Source organism: Delftia sp. PE138, assembly GCF_018320755.1.
GTDB classification, from domain to species: domain Bacteria; phylum Pseudomonadota; class Gammaproteobacteria; order Burkholderiales; family Burkholderiaceae_C; genus Comamonas; species Comamonas tsuruhatensis.
On record NZ_JABEPN010000006.1, the window covers coordinates 100,533 to 117,328 of the forward strand.

Below are 16,796 nucleotides of genomic sequence, written 5' to 3' on the forward strand. Positions count from 1 at the left end.
GATCAGAGTGCGTTCGTTTCAATCCACGCGCCCGCACGGGGCGCGACATCCCCAGGAGTAGTCCCGCATGCTGAGCTACGTGTTTCAATCCACGCGCCCGCACGGGGCGCGACTCTATACGCGCATCCCCGTCACCATCGACAACCTGGGTTTCAATCCACGCGCCCGCACGGGGCGCGACCGCTCCATCTGCCGCGTGAGCAGGTCGATTTCCTTGTTTCAATCCACGCGCCCGCACGGGGCGCGACGCAATACGCTGACGAGCGTTAGTGTGATCGTGGAGTTTCAATCCACGCGCCCGCACGGGGCGCGACCAGTGCAAAGCGTGGTGGAGTCGTTGGATTCGAAGTTTCAATCCACGCGCCCGCACGGGGCGCGACGCTGCAGCACCGGGGCCTGCTGCCGAATTTGATGTTTCAATCCACGCGCCCGCACGGGGCGCGACCCGGGGCAGTCCAGGGCCGATCCGACAGACGAGGTTTCAATCCACGCGCCCGCACGGGGCGCGACGTCACTGGCGACAACGAGCGCGAGGGCAACGAGGTTTCAATCCACGCGCCCGCACGGGGCGCGACAGTCAAATCAGCGCCACTATTGTTCGGGTGAGGGGTGTTTCAATCCACGCGCCCGCACGGGGCGCGACGCGTGCGGCAGGCGTCCTCAAGGTGTTCGAAGAGTTTCAATCCACGCGCCCGCACGGGGCGCGACCACACAAGGTCCGTCGCCATGTCCCAAATGGCCTTGTTTCAATCCACGCGCCCGCACGGGGCGCGACCATGTCAACCAGGATCATGAGCGGCATCAGCAAGTTTCAATCCACGCGCCCGCACGGGGCGCGACGCTGCAGGTTGCCACCCAGAAGGGCGTCGATCTGTTTCAATCCACGCGCCCGCACGGGGCGCGACTGTGATCGAGGTGTTCCGCCGCAAGCAGTACATGTTTCAATCCACGCGCCCGCACGGGGCGCGACGGACTTTCGAGAGCAGCGCACCCAGGCGCAGCAGTTTCAATCCACGCGCCCGCACGGGGCGCGACTCGCAAACTGACCAGGCCTGCTGCGTGCCCTGAAGTTTCAATCCACGCGCCCGCACGGGGCGCGACAAGATGCAAAGCACAGCACTGCTGCTGGGAATTGTTTCAATCCACGCGCCCGCACGGGGCGCGACGACCCAACTGCTTCCAGTTGCGGTTTGTCTGCGCGTTTCAATCCACGCGCCCGCACGGGGCGCGACGGTGAGGCTGTCGTGTTCCGTTGCTATCAATTGGAGTTTCAATCCACGCGCCCGCACGGGGCGCGACGCCTCACGAAAAGGCTCAAGCAGACCATCGTCGAGTTTCAATCCACGCGCCCGCACGGGGCGCGACACTTTTGTCCAAGTATTCAACGCCACCGCAATAGTTTCAATCCACGCGCCCGCACGGGGCGCGACCATATCGATTACGCCAGATGCAGGCTGGGGATCAGTTTCAATCCACGCGCCCGCACGGGGCGCGACTGCAGCTGCGCGCCGTCAGGGAACACGAACGGCGTGTTTCAATCCACGCGCCCGCACGGGGCGCGACAGGCAAGCTCTACGACGATGGGAGCGGGCAATGTTTCAATCCACGCGCCCGCACGGGGCGCGACCCAGGGCGCATTCATCAATCGTGGGCGCAACCCTGTTTCAATCCACGCGCCCGCACGGGGCGCGACGCGTGTCGTAGCCGTCATGCAGGTCTTTGCCGGAGTTTCAATCCACGCGCCCGCACGGGGCGCGACTCAGACGCAGACCCAACGAGCTACCGCACAAATGTTTCAATCCACGCGCCCGCACGGGGCGCGACTGTACGCGATGGCCAGGACCCAAAAACACCAGGTGTTTCAATCCACGCGCCCGCACGGGGCGCGACCAGAGCCTGTCGATGTAGAGACGTCAATGGGGCGTTTCAATCCACGCGCCCGCACGGGGCGCGACACAGAGCCTGTCGATGTAGAGACGTCAATGGGGCGTTTCAATCCACGCGCCCGCACGGGGCGCGACCGTTCATGCCCGCCAGCAGCAGGCCGTAGCGGTGTTTCAATCCACGCGCCCGCACGGGGCGCGACGTGTTTGGGGGCTGACATGCTCAATTGGCTCAAGTTTCAATCCACGCGCCCGCACGGGGCGCGACACCGCCGGCATCGCTGCGCACTTCATCGACGGCACAGTTTCAATCCACGCGCCCGCACGGGGCGCGACACGCCTACAAAACGCTGCTGGACCCCTGGCATGCCGTTTCAATCCACGCGCCCGCACGGGGCGCGACGGCGCTCAATGCCAAGGGCATCAGGAGCGAGAAGGTTTCAATCCACGCGCCCGCACGGGGCGCGACGGGGTACTTATAGAGCAATTTCACCGCTATGAAAAAAGCCAGGCTTCCGCGAACCAGGCGGCGCTGTCATGCCGCGGAATCGGCGTTCAGCCAATCCCTCGCACACCCCCTTTTGAAAACAACAGCTTGCGCGGCCGCGAACCTCAAGGGCAGGCGGCGGTCACTTGGGGTTCGCGCGGAGGTTCAGAAGACGAGGGGGGCGTCGAGGTCCAGCACGGGCTTTGCGCCGATGTGTTCGACCTTGCTGCGCCAGTGTTGGCCCAGGTAGTAGAACCTGAGGCTGTCCTGGGCGGGGTCGATGATTTGCATCAGCCGCGCCTTGAGGGCGACCCATTGCGCGGCGTCCACTTCTATCTCGAAGACGGAGTACTGCGCGCGCTGGCCGAAGTCCCGGCAGGCCTTGGCGATGCGCCGCAGGCGGCGGGCTCCACCCGGGTCCTGGGTACGGACGTCATAGCTCACCAGGACCATCATCGGCACACCTCATTTCTCATCGCCGGGCCGTCCCAAGATGAAAAAGCGGCTCCCTCGGGGGGCAGTGGACCTTGCGCAGCAAAGGGAGCGTGGGGGTCATGTTTCATTTCCAAAGGAATGGCGGATAGGCATCGAGATCACCGCGCAGGTGGCGAGCCAGCAGTTGCGCCTGAATGAAGGGGAACAGTCCGATGGCGGCTTTTTCTTCGATGAAAGCGTGGCGCAGTTCTTCGCGCTTGCGCTCCTGGTAGGCGGTCAGCACGGTCTTGCGTGATGCTTCGTTCAGCAGGACCGCGCCGTTGTCCATGGTCTGGAAGTCGCGCTCACCCAGTTGCTTGCGGTTGATCAGCGACAGCGCCAGCCGGTCCGCCAGCAGGGGGCGGAATTCCTCCAGCAAGTCCAGCGCCAGGCTAGGACGCCCGGGCCTGTCACGGTGCAGGAAGCCCACGGCGGGGTCCAGGCCCACGCTTTCGAGTGCTGAGCGGCAGTCGTGCGTGACGAGGGTGTAGAGAAAGGACAGCAAGGCATTGACCGCGTCGCGCGGCGGGCGCCGGCTGCGCCCGTGAAAGCGCATGGCGGGGCTGTCCACGCGAATGAGCATGTCGAACACGCCGAAATAGGCTTGCGCCGCCTCGCCCTCGTAGCCGCGCAGCATGTCCAGGCTGGTTTCTCCGGGCAGTTTTTCCGCAATGCGCCCCAGGCGCTTGTAGGCGTGCGTCAGTGCTGCCTCGGCTTCGGGCTCCAGCTTGTCGCCGTGGTCACGCAGTGCCCGGCCCAGGACCGCGCGCTGGTTGTGCAGCTTGCCCAGCAGGATGTTGTGGACGATGGCAGCGCAACGGCCCGGATCATCGCTGACCCGGTACTGCTGACGGCGCAGCAGCACGTTGCCGGAAACAGGCCCCTCCACCCGCGCAAGAAAGCGCCCGTTGGGCGTGAGAAAGCTGGTGCAGATGCCCTGCTCGGCGCAATAGCCCATCAGCGGTGGAGACACCAGCACGCGTCCGAAGCAGACCAGGCTCTCGAGCATGTGCACCGGCAGACGGGCACGCTCGCGCTGCTCGACCTCCATCACGATGTTGGCACCGTCCTTGCGCAGCCAGGCGCCTTCGGTGGTCACGTACAGGGTGTTCAGTTGCCGTCGCATGGACCTTCTTCCATCTGCTTGCTCCATTGCGCTGACAGCCAGGCATTGACACTCTGGGTTCGCCCCAACAGCCTGGGTTGGCAAAGGTCCAGCAGCGAACAGGCATCGCACAGCCGGGGGCTGTAGCGCGCCGTTGGCGTGGTGCCCGAGTCCAGCATGGAGCGCACCGCGGCAATGGTGCCGCAGGTGAGCTGACGCAGTTCTTCGTCGAAGCGCACATCGGTGCGCCTGCGGGCCTCGCCGTAGTAAAGGGCGCCCGCCTCTACCGGCTGGCCCAGCATGGACTCCAGGCACAGCGCCTGGGCGCAGAGCTGGACTTCATCGGCACGATGGGCCTTAGGCCGGCCGCGCTTGTATTCCACGGGAAACGCTCGCTCGCCCTGTGGGCCCTGGTGGAACTCCACTACGTCGGCAATGCCGGTGATGCCCAGGCGCGTCTCGGCCAGCGGCATGGCCGTGACAGTGCGCACACCCTTGCGCCGCTCGGCCTTGGGCTTGTCGGCCTTTTCGTGCAGCAGCCGGCCTTCAGCCGTATGCCGGCTTTCGGCCCAGAGCTGCTCGACATGGATGAGGGCGCATTGCCTTGGGCAGTACAGGTAATGCTGCAATGCCGACAGGGCAATGGCGTCGTCTTCGCTCATGGTGCGTCGGCGGCTTTGCCAACCGTCTCAGATCAGTTCCCGCAGGGTCACGCCCGAAGGCACGGCCGCAGTGTCGATGTGCACACGGTAGTCAGCAAAGCGCCGGGGAGCGCCCGCATCGGCCGGCTGTGCGGACTCCACCTTGACGGCGTCAAACAGCACATGCGCAGGCGCGTTGCCCATGGCGCTTTCATGTTCGAAGACGATGAGTTTGCGCGCCGCCATCTCGCCGCGTGCGGCGGAGCGGTCATGCTCGAACATGTTGATCAGCGCGCGCCAGAACAGGTCCAGGTCCTCGTTGGAAAACCCGGTGCGCTCGGCCAGCTTGGCCGAGATGAAGCCATGGGCACGGTACAGGCCGTAGGGAATGATGTGCTTGCGGCCCATGGTGCGGTTGTCGCCACTCTGGGCTTCGGCCTCTTTTTCCGTGGTGACGGCCATGCGCGTGATGGAGATTTCCAGCGGCACCACGGGGTCGATGGAGGTGGCGAAGGCCATCTGTATGGGTCCGCGCACCTGGCCCGCATTGACGCCCGTGGTCATGACAGCGCCAAAGGTGCGGATGTCGAAGAAGTTGGCGCACATCCAGGCCGTGATCTCGCGGGCCTTGGCTTCGTCCTTGGGCAGTTTCTTGTCTTCGGGCTTGAGGCCGATGGCCTCGTAGGCCTTGCGGTGCTGTTGGTTCAGGATGGCCTTTTCCTGCATGTAGATGGCATGGCCAGGCGCATCTTCCTTGTCCAGGCTCACGAAGTTGCGGATCTTGCGCTTGAGGCAGACATCGGTGACCAGGCCTCGATTGGTCTCGGGGTCCAGGCGCGGCAGGTTGCCGGCATCCGGATCGCCATTGGGATTGCCATTGGTGATGTCGAACAGGTAGACGAATTCGTAGCGGTGGGCGATGGCGGTCATGCGGGATCTCCGTCAGTGCGGTCTTCGGTGGAATCGGTGCTGTCGTCGTTGGCGGCAGACTTGTTGAAGCGGCTTTGCGACTGGTGGTAGTAGCCGATGGCGAAACGGCCCTGGTCTTCGATGCGCAGGCTGCGGGGGAAGCTGTCGGTGAGGCCGCCGACAATCTCGCCAATGTCCTTTTCCAGCCCCACGGCAGCGCCCGGCCTGTCCTTGCGCAGGCGCCCCAGATGGTTTTGCGCATTGCGCAGCAGCATGGGAAATACCGATGCCGGCGTGGCCGAGGCCGCGCCGTAGTAGCGGTCGCGGATGGTCGCGTTGACCTGCCCGCCCAACGCCTGGCGCTGCGCGCTTTCCAGCACGGCGAAAAGGCGGCCCAGCCGGTAGGCCGCGTTGGTGGATTCCTTGTCCAGACTCACGGGGATCTCCTCCTTGTCACTGTTGATTCCGAGGCGGCGCTCACGCGCCAGAATGCCTTTGCAGATACCCACGCGCAGCCCCGACAGATGGCCGTCGCTGCGCATGCGCATCAGCACGTTGGCCAGCAGGCTGCGCGGATAGGGGCGGCCGGTGAGCACGGCGCGCATGAACTCGCCCACGAGATTGCTCATGGCGTCATCCATCTTGGGTGCGCTGCCCTCACGGTGCGGTGCCGTGGCCAGCACCACGCGGTAAGCCGAGGGCGCGGTCTTCCAGGGCACAGGCTCCAGATGAAAGTCCTGCGCATGCTCCGCCAGGCGGCGCGCAAACAGGCCCAGCGTGCCGACCTCCCAGAAACGGATGGAGATGCGCGAGGCATTGGGCGCCAGGCCCAGCACGTACATGCGCGTGTCTTCCTCAAGCCTGGGGTCGATGTCGCTGAGCGGCCGGCCTTTCTGCACCTTCTCCAGTTCGATGCGGATGCGCGCGGCCTCCTGGTCGTCCGAGGGACGGTCATCGAGCAGGTCGGCCAGCAGCGACTCGGCCCGCACGGCCTGTTCGGCCTCCTGGCCATCTGCGGCCTCGGCCCAGAAGACGATGCTGGTATCACCGATCTGCAGGCGCTGGCGGTTATGCTCGCCGCGCCGCAGCAGGTGGTTGAGCACGGTGGTGTAGGCAAAGGCGGCCTGCTCCGAGACAGGTGCGTTGTCGCCCTGGCTTTTGCCGTAGGAAGTGAATGACTCCTGGTTGAAGGAGACGATGGAGGCGCCAGAACTCTGCGCACCGCTGACGCCCTTGATGACCGGGTGCAGGCGCGCCACGGGCAGGCTTTCGCCGCTCACAAGACAGGTCGCCACCGACTCCTGACTGCTTTCTCCACCGTCGTCGCTGTCCAGAAGCCGGGCACGCAGGGCCTGAGCGGCCGGGCGTTCGTGCAGATAGGCCTTTTCGCCATCCATGCGGAACACCATGTTGGCATCGAGCATGTCCGGGGTGAAATTGGGCGCTTCGAATTGCTGCGGCGTCCAGGCATCGAGAAAGCCCAGCAAGGCCTTCAGGCCCGCGTCCTGCGTGCCGGCCAGATGCTCGCGGTGCGAGGCCTTGAAGGCTTCATGCTCCTTGTCCGCGCGCTTGCTGGTTGCGCTCACGCCCAGCACATAGCTGGTCTTGTCCCAGAGGAAGTTGGACTTGATGCCCACCGTTCTTTTCTCCGGCTGGGGCACGTTCATCACGCACGGCAGCGGCTTCTTGCCCGTGGTGTCGCGGATGTCGTTGACCTGCACCACACGGCCATCGGTGGCCAGCAGGATCTCGTAGCTGATCCTCTCGGGGCTGTAGCCAAAGGGCGCCAGGCCCTCCTCGCGGCGTTCCAGCAGCCGTTGGTAGTAGGTGGCAAGCGCCTGCAGGATCATGACTTGAGCTCCTCGCTGTGCCAGGGCGGCACGGCGATCACGCCACCGGACATGCTGGCGCGGAAAAAGCGCGGGGCCATGCCGTTGGCAAAGTCGATGTCGTGCAGCATCCAGCCCAGGTCCCGCTCGGGCAGCAGGCTTTCGTGCGGCGTGGGCAATGCCTCGCCGTCTTCGAGCAGGCCGAAGTCCGCCGGAAACTCGCGCACGCCCAGGCAGGGCATCTGAAAGCACTGGCCCTTGCGCGCTCGGCGGTTGAAGATGTCCAGGTGCTTGCCCACCGAGTCGTCGGCGCCTGCCTTGGGCGTGAGCTCGAAATGCGCCTCGATCACATAGGCCACGTCGCGCAGCACCGTGGCTGCGCGCTGCTGACGATCCTGGTCCACATGCGTGACCAAGCCTTCCGTGGAGCCGGCCTTCATCGCCTTGGACACACTGGCCGGAGAGATCTTGCTGCCCACCTCGTTGCGCCGTATCGATTCAAAGCGGATCGGCTTCAGAACGTGGATGCGGTCTACGCTCCAACGTATGGCCGGCTTCCAGTGGATGGCCTCCAGAATGCCGCGCGCGGCCGAAGGCGTGATGACGTCATAGCTGACGCGCTCACCCTTCATCTCGGGTCTGGTGAAGCAGGCGCGCTCACCCCAGACCTTCAGTTTCACTCCAAATCCCATGCCCTCTCCTCTCCTTCAGCGGCAAGACACCGTTGCCTGCGCTACCAGCACAAATGCTCGGTCTGGATCAGCGCGGGCTCATCCCAATGGATGCCATGGCGGGGGTCGTACAAGCCCTCGTGCGCCAGCACCATGAATTGATCACCCCATTTGCTCTCGGCCACCGGCACCACGGCCCCGGCCTTGCGCAGCGCATCAAAGCCTTGTCGCGGCAGTTGCACCAGGTAGGGCTGCAGGCTGCGCGCCAGGCCCACGCTGCCTTGCGCATGCTCCAGCGCCCGCAGCGCGTCCCTGGCCTTGTCGTCATACGGCACGATCACCGGTATCTGCACGCTGTCGATGAGCCGGAACTTCGCCGCCAGGGTTTCCATCGGCAGGCTGTCGAAGCGGCTTGCCGTCAGTTGCCCCAGCAGATCCGGCACATCCAGGGCCTGCGAGCCCTTTTGCCAGTACAGCAGCGAGAAGTAGCGCTGGATGGCCTCGGGGGCCAGAGGCTGCGCCTCGAACTGCCTGAGCACTTCTCGCGCCTTCTCCGCGTACTGCTTGAGTTCAGGTGGCGGTGCCCAATCCGGATTGCCCGGCAGAAACACAAGCAGCTCGCTGGTATCCCTGGCGCGCCGTCCCTCCCGGTTGCAGCGGCCAGCGGCCTGGGCGATGGAGTCCAGGCCCGCCTCGGCACGCAGCACGGTGGGAAAGTCCACATCGACGCCGGCCTCTATCAAGCTCGTCGATACCAGCCGGCAGGGTTTGCCTTCCTTGAGCATCTGCCGCACTTCGGCCAGCACCTCGCTGCGGTGCCGGGCACACATCAGCGTGGTCAGATGGCGTGCGCCGGGCAGATCGGCCATGGCCTGGTAGACGGCCCGCGCATGGCGGCGGTTGTTGACGATGCACAGCACCTGTTCGCGCGAGCGCATGTGCCCGGCCAGCGCCTCATCGTCCAGCACGCCCAGGTGCCGCACGCGCACGCGCTCCAGTTGCGTGAACAGCCGGTCCGGGTCGGGCGCCAGCTCCCTCATTTCGTTCAGGCCGTCCTCGAAATCGGGCGCCACCAGTGCAGGCTGGGTCGCGGTGCATAGCACCACGCTCGCGCGGTAGTTGCGCGCCAGTTCGTCGATGGCCGCCACGCAGGGCCGCAGCAGTTTGAGGGGCATGGTCTGGGCCTCGTCCAGCACGACCACGCTGCCCGCGATGCGGTGCAGCTTGCGGCATTGCGATGGCCGGGCGGCGAACAGGCTTTCGAAGAACTGCACGGCCGTGGTAACGATGATGGGCGCGTCCCAGTTCTCCATGGCCAGCTGCAGCTTCTTTTGCGCCTGGTATTTTTCAGGGTCGTCGCGCGGCGGCTCGGTCTGCACGAAAGCGCTGTGGTGCTCCAGCACGGCGGCATCGCCCAGCGGGCCCAGGGCCCTGCGAAATACGGCGGCGTTCTGCTCGACGATGCTGGTGAACGGAATCACGAAGATCACTCGGCTCAGGCCATGGCGTATGGCATGGTCCAGCGCGAAGGCCAGCGAGGCCAGCGTCTTGCCCCCACCCGTGGGCACCGTCAGGGAAAACAGCCCCGGCGCCAGTTCCGCCTGCGCACGCACATGCTGCAGGATGCCTGAGCGGATGGGGTTGACGTCGCCCCCCGTCGGCAGACCTGCCAGGAAGTGATCGAGCTGCTCGCGCAAGGCCTGCAGGCTGGGGGCCGGCTTACCCGCGCTGCGATGATCGGGACGGCTTTCCGTCTTCAGATAAAAGCGCTCCGTATCGAGAAAATCGGCATCGACCAGGCATGAAAACATCATGCGTGTGAAAAATGCCAACTGGAAATTCTTGCGTTTGCCGTCACAGGGCTTGAGATCGACCATGGGCAGCTTGGCGGGCAATGCGATGTCTCGCTTCCAGGCGGAATCGAGCGCCGGCAATTCATACCCGTCATCGAGCCGCTGGCGCAATGCGGATCTTTCCCCTTGCCCATCCCCATTGGCCAATCCCGCATGGTGCCCGGCAATGCCATAGGCCAGCAAATGGCCTATTCCGGGATAGTGTCTGGCCGCAATGCGCGCGCCCCAGGTGGAGTGGTCCACGCGCAGTGCGCCGCCTTGCAGCCGAAGTTGGTAGGGCTCGGTGTACTTGCCCAGGTCATGCAGCCAGCCCTGTATCTCAGCCAGCTCACCGGCACCGAAGGCCTGTGCGAACTGTCGAGCCAGTGTGCCCACACCCTTCAGATGATCCGGCAGGGATTGCCAATCGGCCTTTGAAACATTGGCTGTGGAATGCGCAAAGAAGTCACCCATAAGACAATTCAGATTCTTCCGTCTATTTCTCGGCAAAAACAGGAATAGTCCTAAGAAAAAACACCGCAGGCACCAAAAGCGCCTGCGGTGTTTATTTGACCAGTCCAAGGCTGGACCGACTATAGGGGAAATATCAGCCTACACGGCGCAATCCCGATCAGGAGTCAGCGGATTTCAACGCGCCGTCGTATCGCTGCTGGCCGCCACGATGGGGATATAGAACTCCCCGCCGGCACGGTTGAATTCCTCGGCCTTGGCCTGCATTCCTGCGGCAATGCCTTCCTGCTCGGCCACGCCCTTGGCAGCGGCGAATTCGCGCACTTCCTGGGTGATCTTCATGGAGCAGAACTTGGGGCCGCACATGGAGCAGAAGTGCGCCACCTTGGCGCTGTCCTTGGGCAGGGTTTCGTCGTGGTAGGCCTGGGCGGTGTCGGGGTCCAGGCCCAGGTTGAACTGGTCCTGCCAGCGGAAGTCGAAGCGGGCCTGGCTCAGCGCGTCGTCGCGGGCGCGGGCGCCGGGGTGGCCCTTGGCGACGTCGGCGGCGTGGGCGGCGATCTTGTACGCGATGATGCCCTGCTTGACGTCGTCGCGGTCGGGCAGGCCCAGGTGTTCCTTGGGCGTGACGTAGCACAGCATGGCGGTGCCGAACCAGCCGATCATGGCCGCGCCGATCGCGCTGGCGATGTGGTCGTAGCCGGGGGCGATGTCGATGGTCAGCGGGCCCAGGGTGTAGAACGGCGCCTCGTGGCAGTGCTTGAGCTGCTCGGTCATGTTGGCCTGGATCATGTGCATGGGCACGTGGCCGGGGCCTTCGATCATGGTCTGCACGTCGTGCTTCCAGGCCAGCTGAGTCAGCTCGCCCAGGGTCTGCAGTTCGGCGAACTGGGCCTCGTCATTGGCGTCCGAGGCGCTGCCGGGGCGCAGGCCGTCGCCCAGCGAGAAGCTGACGTCGTACTGCTTCATGATGTCGCAGATGTCCTCGAAGTGCTCGTACAGGAAGCTCTCGCGGTGGTGGGCCATGCACCACTTGGCCATGATGGAGCCGCCGCGCGAGACGATGCCCGTGCGGCGCTGGGCCGTGAGGTGGATGTAGGCCAGACGCACGCCGGCGTGGATGGTGAAGTAGTCCACGCCCTGCTCGGCCTGCTCGATCAGGGTGTCGCGGAAGATGGGCCAGGTCAGGTCCTCGGCAATGCCGCCCACTTTCTCCAGCGCCTGGTAGATGGGCACGGTGCCGATGGGCACGGGCGAGTTGCGGATGATCCAGTCGCGCGTGGTGTGGATGTTCTTGCCCGTGGACAGGTCCATCACGTTGTCCGCGCCCCAGCGGATGGCCCAGACCAGTTTCTCGACCTCTTCCTCGATGCTGGAGGTGACGGCCGAGTTGCCGATGTTGGCGTTGATCTTGACCTTGAAGTTGCGCCCGATGGCCATGGGCTCGATCTCGGGGTGGTTGATGTTGGCCGGGATGATGGCGCGGCCGCGCGCCACTTCGTCGCGCACGAATTCGGGCGTGATGATCTTGGGGATGGCGGCGCCCAGGCCGTTGCCGGCCAGGCGGGCCTCGCGCGCGGCGTCCTGCTGGTACTCGGCCATCCATTCGCGGCGGCCGTTCTCGCGCAGGGCCACGTATTCCATCTCGGGCGTGATGATGCCCTTGCGCGCGTAGTGCATCTGGGTGACGTTGCCGCCGCTCTTGGCGCGGCGCGGCTGGCGCTGCAGCGATGCGGCCTCGGCCCGCAGGCGGGCCACGCGCTCGTCTTCCTCGCCGCGCTTGCCGCCGTCGTCCAGGGCCTGGCGCAGGCGGCCGGCGTAGTACTCGCTGTCGCCGCGCGACTCGATCCAGGCATTGCGTACGCCCGGCAGGCCGCTGCGCACGTCGATGGCCACGGCCGGATCGGTGTAGGGGCCCGAGGTGTCATAGACGCTGACCTGCTCGCCATTGGTCAGCTGGATATCGCGCACGGGCACGTTGAGGCCGCTGTGCAGGCTGCCTTGCAGATAGCTCTTGGTGGAGGCCGGGAACGGCTTGCGCGACTGCGCCAGCAGGTCGGAAAAACGCTGTGCGTCTGGAGCTTCGCCGGCTGCGGGGGTGAAGATGGAATCGGGAGCGTTCATGTCGGGTTCCTTGCGTTCAAAGCGTCGATCAACAACGCTCCGGGAACCGGACACTCCTTGGGCTGTGCCAAAGGCCGCGCACCGGGCTATGCCAGTGTGGGCCTGCCAGGGCCGTATGGCCTTGGCCCCTGGTTGCCACGCACGCCAAGGCGCACGAGCAGCCTTGGTTGGCAAGGGCCGATGCGCATCGGATGGTGGCCTGCCTGGCCGTTGCGGCCCTGCGTGTATCCGCCGTGGCGGACTTCCATCCTCTGACTTCGGCCCCGCTTCAGGGTCCCGCTCTTCTTCCGCCGGTATCAACCGGATCAAGTTCGTCGGGTTCGCCTCCTGGCCCATGCAGCGCATGGACCGGTTGGCATCTCAGTGCATCAGCACACCCCGGAGCAGCGGCAAGTATAGGGGATGGTTGGCGGCCCATCGCCTGCGGGTTTGCCCAGGGGCCATGCGCCGCAGTCAGTCGAAGCCGCGCAGCGCACCCCATTCGGCCAGCGGAGCGCGCGTGGCGCGCCAGCCGTTGATGGGGGCGTTCTTGTCCTCGTAGCCCAGCGCAATGCCGAAGGCCACGTGGTAGCCCTCGGGCAGCGCCAGCGCCTGGGTCACGGCGTCGTTGTAGCGGCGCCAGAAGCCCTGGGCGCAGGTCGCCAGGCCATTGGCGCAGGCCAGCAGCATGAAGGACTGCAGGTAGATGCCCAGGTCCACCCATTGCGGCAGGCCCATGCGCTCGTCCACCGCCACGATCAGGCCCACGGGCGCGCCGAAGAACTGGCCGTTGCGGGCCAGCTGCTCCAGCCGCGCGGGCTTGTCGTCGCGCGGAATGCCCAGCGACTGGTACAGCTCTTCGCCATTGGCAAAGCGCCGGCTGCGGTAGGGCTCCCAAAGGTTGGGCGGGTAGGACAGGCCGGGCTGGGCGTCCTGGGGCTCGGCTTCGGCAACGGCGGTGAGCAGTTGCTGCAGCGGCTCGCCCGTCAGCGCCAGCACGCGCCAGGGCTGCAGGTTGCCGCCCGAGGCCGCTTGTGCCGACTGTTCCATCAGGGAGCGCACCAGGGCCGCATCGGGCGACTGGGGCAGGAAGGCGCGCACGGAGCGGCGCGCATGCAAGGCCTGTTCAACGTTCATGCTGGTCGGAGTCTCCGGTCTTCTTGGGGGATCTTGGGGATCTTGGGGATCTTTGGTGATCTTGTGCAGGCCTACTTGCCCATGATCTGGTCGATCTTGTCCTTCTGGAAGGCCTGCGGGCGCTCGGACTCGCAGGGCACGCAGTCGCCCACCTTGCTGCCGGCTGAGAGCTTGGCAATGGCCTCCCACAGCAGCGCGATCTGCTGCTCATGCGCGGCCGCGCCATCGCTCAGGCCGCGCATGGCCTGGGCCACGGGGTCCATTTCCTGGGTGATGCCGTAGGCCGTGAACGGCTGGGGCGCGGCAGAGGCCGGGACCTTGATGGACTCGGCCTTGGCCGATGCCAGGTCGTGCTCGGTCACATCGGCGCTGTGGCCGTTCTTGCTGGCGATGATGCGTGCCGGAATGCCCACGGCCGTGGCGCCTGCGGGCACGGGCTTGATGACCACGGCATTGCTGCCGATCTTGGCGCCGTCGCCCACCTCGAAGCCGCCCAGCACCTTGGCGCCCGCGCTGACCACCACATCGCGGCCCAGCGTGGGATGGCGCTTGGCGCCCTTGTACAGCGAGGTGCCGCCCAGGGTCACGCCGTGGTAGATGGTGCAACCATCGCCGACCACGGCCGTCTCGCCGATGACGACGCCCATGCCGTGGTCGATGAAGACGCGCTCGCCGATGACGGCGCCGGGGTGGATCTCGATGCCCGTGAGCCAGCGGCCGATGTGCGAGATGAAGCGCCCCAGCCACTTGAGGCCATGGTTCCAGCACCAGTGCGCCGGGCGCTGCAGCCAGATCGCATGCAGACCCGGATAACAGGTGATGACCTCCCAGGTGCTGCGTGCCGCAGGGTCGCGGTCGAGGATGCACTGGATATCGGAGCGCAGGCGGTCAAGCATCTAGGGGCTGGTTATTGTTGACAAGACCGCTCAGTCTAGCGTTTCGCTGGAGTGCTCTGCAGCATGGCCTTCGCAACACCGCGCAGGATGTGGATTTCCTCGGCGGTCAGTTGCGAGCGGTTGAAAAGCTGGTTGAGGCGCGGCATGAGCTTCTTGGGCGCAGCCGGATCGAGAAAGCCGATATGCGCCAGCGCCTGCTCCCAATGGCCCAGCATGCCGGCCACCTGGGCCGCGTCGGCACGCTGCGGCGCGGGCGTGTGTTCCACCACGGGAAAGCCGCCCAGCGCCTGGCGCCATTCGTAGGCCACCACCTGGATGGCCGCCCCCAGGTTCAGCGAGCCGAACTGCGGATTGGACGGAATCGACAGCGCCACATCGCTGCGGTAGACATCGTCGTTGCTCATGCCGAAGCGCTCGCAGCCGAACAGGAAGGCCACGCCGGACTGGTTGCAGCGCGGCGCGAAAGCCGGTGCGGACACGGATGCATCGGCAGGCGGCGCCGCTTCATCGGGCGCATCGGCCTCATCGGGCGCAGCCAGCACATCCAGCGCCCCGCTGAGCAGCAGCTCGAAATGCTGTCGCGGCGTGCGCGTGGGCGGGCCGAAGTCGCGCGGCGTCATGGCAGTGGCGCACAGATGGCTGATGCCGTCCAGCGCCTCCTCCAGCGTCTCGACCACGCGCGCATTGCCCAGCACGTCCAGCGCGCCGCTGGCCCGCTGGATGGTCTCTTCCTTGCGCAGCACGTTGGGCCAGCGCGGGCGCACCAGCACCAGGTCGTCAAAGCCCATGGTCTTCAAGGCGCGGGCGGCGGCACCCACATTGCCGGCGTGGCTGGTTTCTATCAGTACGAATCGGGTTTTCATGGCGTCGCTGGCCTGCCGGCGCCGGCAGAGCCCCCAAGACGGGACAGGTTGCGCAGCACAAAACGGACAAGGCGGGTAAAATTGCGCGCTATTGTCGCCGCCCCGCATCGCCGGACGCGGCTTTTTCCGTTCTTACCCGCGTCAAACAGCCTGCTTTTGCCAGAGAGGACCGTCCTCTCCTTGCACAGCCGCTGCTCCGCCAACGCCTCACAATCTATGTCGACCAACCTGCATCCCATGCTCAACGTGGCCATCAAGGCCGCACGCGCCGCCGGCGCCATCATCAACCGCGCGGCTCTTGACGTGGAATCCGTGCGTGTCGCACAAAAGCAGGTCAACGACTTTGTGACCGAGGTGGACAAGGCGGCCGAGCAGGCCATCATCGAAACCTTGCTGGGCGCCTACCCGGGCCACGGCATCCTGGCCGAGGAATCGGGCAACGAGTTCGGCGCCAAGAACTCCGACTACGTCTGGATCATCGATCCGCTGGACGGCACCACCAACTTCATCCACGGCTTCCCCGTGTACTGCGTGAGCATTGCCCTGTCCTTCAAGGGCAAGGTGGAGCACGCCGTGGTGTACGACCCCTCGCGCAACGACCTGTTCACGGCCACGCGCGGCCGCGGCGCCTACCTGAATGACCGCCGCATCCGCGTGTCCAAGCGCATCCAGCTCAAGGACAGCCTGATCTCCACCGGCTTCCCCTTCCGCCGTGGCGACAACTTCAAGCAGTACATGAACATGCTGGGCGACGTGATGCAGGAAACCGCAGGCGTGCGCCGCCCCGGCGCCGCCGCGCTGGACCTGGCCTACGTGGCAGCCGGCTTTGCCGATGGCTTCTTCGAAAGCGGCCTGCAGATCTGGGACGTGGCCGCTGGCAGCCTGCTGGTGACCGAGGCTGGTGGCCTGGTCGGCAACTTCACGGGTGAGGCGGATTTCCTGGAGCAGAAGGAATGCCTGGCGGGCAATCCGCGCATCTATGGTGCGCTGGTCGGCATCGTTGGCAAGTACAGCAAGTTTGCTTCTGCTGGTGAGAAGGCGGGTGTGCGGCAGGCTTTGGCGGATTCTGGTGAGGCGGCTCCGGCTGCTGATGTGGAGGCTGCTGAGTCTGAGCAGCAGCCTGAGGCCTGATTTCGGCTTCTCCTGGCTCTCTTTGAAACAGCTCCTTCAAGGAGCTGTTTTTCGTTGAGCCTTTGGATTTGGGACGGGGCGCTTGTTTTTGTCCCTGCCGGGGGGTTGTTTTTCGAGGCCGGGTCTCGGCCCGGCGGCCGACCTACCTTTCTTTGATTCGTCAAAGAAACGTAGGCCAAAGAAAGACGACCCGAATGTCCACGTCCCTTCGCTTCGCTGCGGGCAACCTGCGCCGGGCCGCCTGCGGGGTTCGCCGTGAAACTCACTTCGCGCTGCGCGCTACGTTCAGACAATCACGGCGAGTCAGATGAAGAGGCAGTCCTGTCCTGCGGCAGGACTGCAACCCCGCAGGCGGCCCGACGCAGGC

Annotated in this window: 12 protein-coding genes, 1 CRISPR repeat array and 1 riboswitch (1 of these 14 only partly in view); of the genes, 1 reads left to right on the forward strand and 11 read right to left on the reverse strand. The window is 65.4% G+C overall.

Annotated features, from left to right (window positions below; genetic code table 11):
- Nucleotides 1-2,352: a CRISPR direct-repeat array (repeat unit 32 nt; unit sequence GTTTCAATCCACGCGCCCGCACGGGGCGCGAC) (it extends 312 nt beyond the left edge of the window).
- Nucleotides 2,353-2,535: 183 nt separating this feature from the next.
- The 11 genes from cas2 to HFGMBDPB_RS20400 form a co-directional block, all read right to left on the reverse strand.
- Complete coding sequence (gene cas2, locus HFGMBDPB_RS20350; protein WP_209801165.1) at nucleotides 2,536-2,826, reverse strand: CRISPR-associated endonuclease Cas2; 291 nt, start codon at nucleotides 2,824-2,826, stop codon at nucleotides 2,536-2,538.
- A 103-nt stretch (nucleotides 2,827-2,929) separates the two neighbouring features.
- The gene (gene cas1c, locus HFGMBDPB_RS20355) at nucleotides 2,930-3,970 is read right to left on the reverse strand and encodes a type I-C CRISPR-associated endonuclease Cas1c (RefSeq protein WP_209800996.1); all 1,041 of its coding nucleotides are present in this window, start codon (nucleotides 3,968-3,970) and stop codon (nucleotides 2,930-2,932) included.
- The gene (gene cas4, locus HFGMBDPB_RS20360) at nucleotides 3,955-4,611 is read right to left on the reverse strand and encodes a CRISPR-associated protein Cas4 (RefSeq protein WP_212646118.1); all 657 of its coding nucleotides are present in this window, start codon (nucleotides 4,609-4,611) and stop codon (nucleotides 3,955-3,957) included. The genes cas1c and cas4 overlap by 16 nt, the downstream gene beginning before the upstream one ends.
- Before the next feature lie 27 nt (nucleotides 4,612-4,638).
- Nucleotides 4,639-5,520: a type I-C CRISPR-associated protein Cas7/Csd2 gene (gene cas7c / locus HFGMBDPB_RS20365; RefSeq protein ID WP_034368866.1), complete on the reverse strand. Its 882-nt coding sequence runs from the start codon at nucleotides 5,518-5,520 to the stop codon at nucleotides 4,639-4,641.
- Nucleotides 5,517-7,349: a type I-C CRISPR-associated protein Cas8c/Csd1 gene (gene cas8c / locus HFGMBDPB_RS20370; RefSeq protein WP_212646119.1), complete on the reverse strand. Its 1,833-nt coding sequence runs from the start codon at nucleotides 7,347-7,349 to the stop codon at nucleotides 5,517-5,519. Before cas8c ends, cas7c begins: the two co-directional genes overlap by 4 nt.
- Nucleotides 7,346-8,020 carry a type I-C CRISPR-associated protein Cas5c gene (gene cas5c / locus HFGMBDPB_RS20375; protein WP_154834995.1) on the reverse strand — a complete coding sequence of 225 codons (675 nt, stop codon included), beginning with the start codon at nucleotides 8,018-8,020 and terminating at the stop codon, nucleotides 7,346-7,348. Before cas5c ends, cas8c begins: the two co-directional genes overlap by 4 nt.
- A gap of 41 nt (nucleotides 8,021-8,061) precedes the next feature.
- Nucleotides 8,062-10,305, reverse strand: coding sequence for a CRISPR-associated helicase Cas3' (cas3, locus tag HFGMBDPB_RS20380; protein ID WP_212646120.1), 2,244 nt, complete (start codon nucleotides 10,303-10,305; stop codon nucleotides 8,062-8,064).
- A gap of 174 nt (nucleotides 10,306-10,479) precedes the next feature.
- On the reverse strand, nucleotides 10,480-12,423 hold the full coding sequence (gene thiC / locus HFGMBDPB_RS20385; protein ID WP_017407427.1) for a phosphomethylpyrimidine synthase ThiC: 1,944 nt from the start codon (nucleotides 12,421-12,423) through the stop codon (nucleotides 10,480-10,482).
- A 265-nt stretch (nucleotides 12,424-12,688) separates the two neighbouring features.
- Nucleotides 12,689-12,814: riboswitch (TPP riboswitch) on the reverse strand.
- 62 nt (nucleotides 12,815-12,876) lie between these two features.
- Complete coding sequence (locus tag HFGMBDPB_RS20390; RefSeq protein ID WP_212646121.1) at nucleotides 12,877-13,539, reverse strand: nitroreductase; 663 nt, start codon at nucleotides 13,537-13,539, stop codon at nucleotides 12,877-12,879.
- A 71-nt stretch (nucleotides 13,540-13,610) separates the two neighbouring features.
- A complete protein-coding gene (gene cysE, locus HFGMBDPB_RS20395) occupies nucleotides 13,611-14,435 on the reverse strand; it encodes a serine O-acetyltransferase (protein WP_013803521.1) in 825 nt (274 codons plus the stop codon).
- A 35-nt stretch (nucleotides 14,436-14,470) separates the two neighbouring features.
- Nucleotides 14,471-15,298, reverse strand: coding sequence for an RNA methyltransferase (locus HFGMBDPB_RS20400; RefSeq protein ID WP_212646122.1), 828 nt, complete (start codon nucleotides 15,296-15,298; stop codon nucleotides 14,471-14,473).
- Nucleotides 15,299-15,514: 216 nt separating this feature from the next.
- Between HFGMBDPB_RS20400 and HFGMBDPB_RS20405 the strand changes: the two genes are divergently transcribed.
- A complete protein-coding gene (locus tag HFGMBDPB_RS20405; protein ID WP_061289306.1) occupies nucleotides 15,515-16,429 on the forward strand; it encodes an inositol monophosphatase family protein in 915 nt (304 codons plus the stop codon).
- The last annotated feature ends 367 nt before the right edge of the window (nucleotides 16,430-16,796 follow it).

Bases quoted from the DNA above. Each gene is read 5' to 3' on its own strand.
- cas2 (WP_209801165.1), bottom strand. From the start codon at position 2,826: ATGATGGTCCTGGTGAGCTATGACGTCCGTACCCAGGACCCGGGTGGA.
- cas1c (WP_209800996.1), bottom strand. From the start codon at position 3,970: ATGCGACGGCAACTGAACACCCTGTACGTGACCACCGAAGGCGCCTGG.
- cas4 (WP_212646118.1), bottom strand. From the start codon at position 4,611: ATGAGCGAAGACGACGCCATTGCCCTGTCGGCATTGCAGCATTACCTG.
- cas7c (WP_034368866.1), bottom strand. From the start codon at position 5,520: ATGACCGCCATCGCCCACCGCTACGAATTCGTCTACCTGTTCGACATC.
- cas8c (WP_212646119.1), bottom strand. From the start codon at position 7,349: ATGATCCTGCAGGCGCTTGCCACCTACTACCAACGGCTGCTGGAACGC.
- cas5c (WP_154834995.1), bottom strand. From the start codon at position 8,020: ATGGGATTTGGAGTGAAACTGAAGGTCTGGGGTGAGCGCGCCTGCTTC.
- cas3 (WP_212646120.1), bottom strand. From the start codon at position 10,305: ATGGGTGACTTCTTTGCGCATTCCACAGCCAATGTTTCAAAGGCCGAT.
- thiC (WP_017407427.1), bottom strand. From the start codon at position 12,423: ATGAACGCTCCCGATTCCATCTTCACCCCCGCAGCCGGCGAAGCTCCA.
- HFGMBDPB_RS20390 (WP_212646121.1), bottom strand. From the start codon at position 13,539: ATGAACGTTGAACAGGCCTTGCATGCGCGCCGCTCCGTGCGCGCCTTC.
- cysE (WP_013803521.1), bottom strand. From the start codon at position 14,435: ATGCTTGACCGCCTGCGCTCCGATATCCAGTGCATCCTCGACCGCGAC.
- HFGMBDPB_RS20400 (WP_212646122.1), bottom strand. From the start codon at position 15,298: ATGAAAACCCGATTCGTACTGATAGAAACCAGCCACGCCGGCAATGTG.
- HFGMBDPB_RS20405 (WP_061289306.1), top strand. From the start codon at position 15,515: ATGTCGACCAACCTGCATCCCATGCTCAACGTGGCCATCAAGGCCGCA.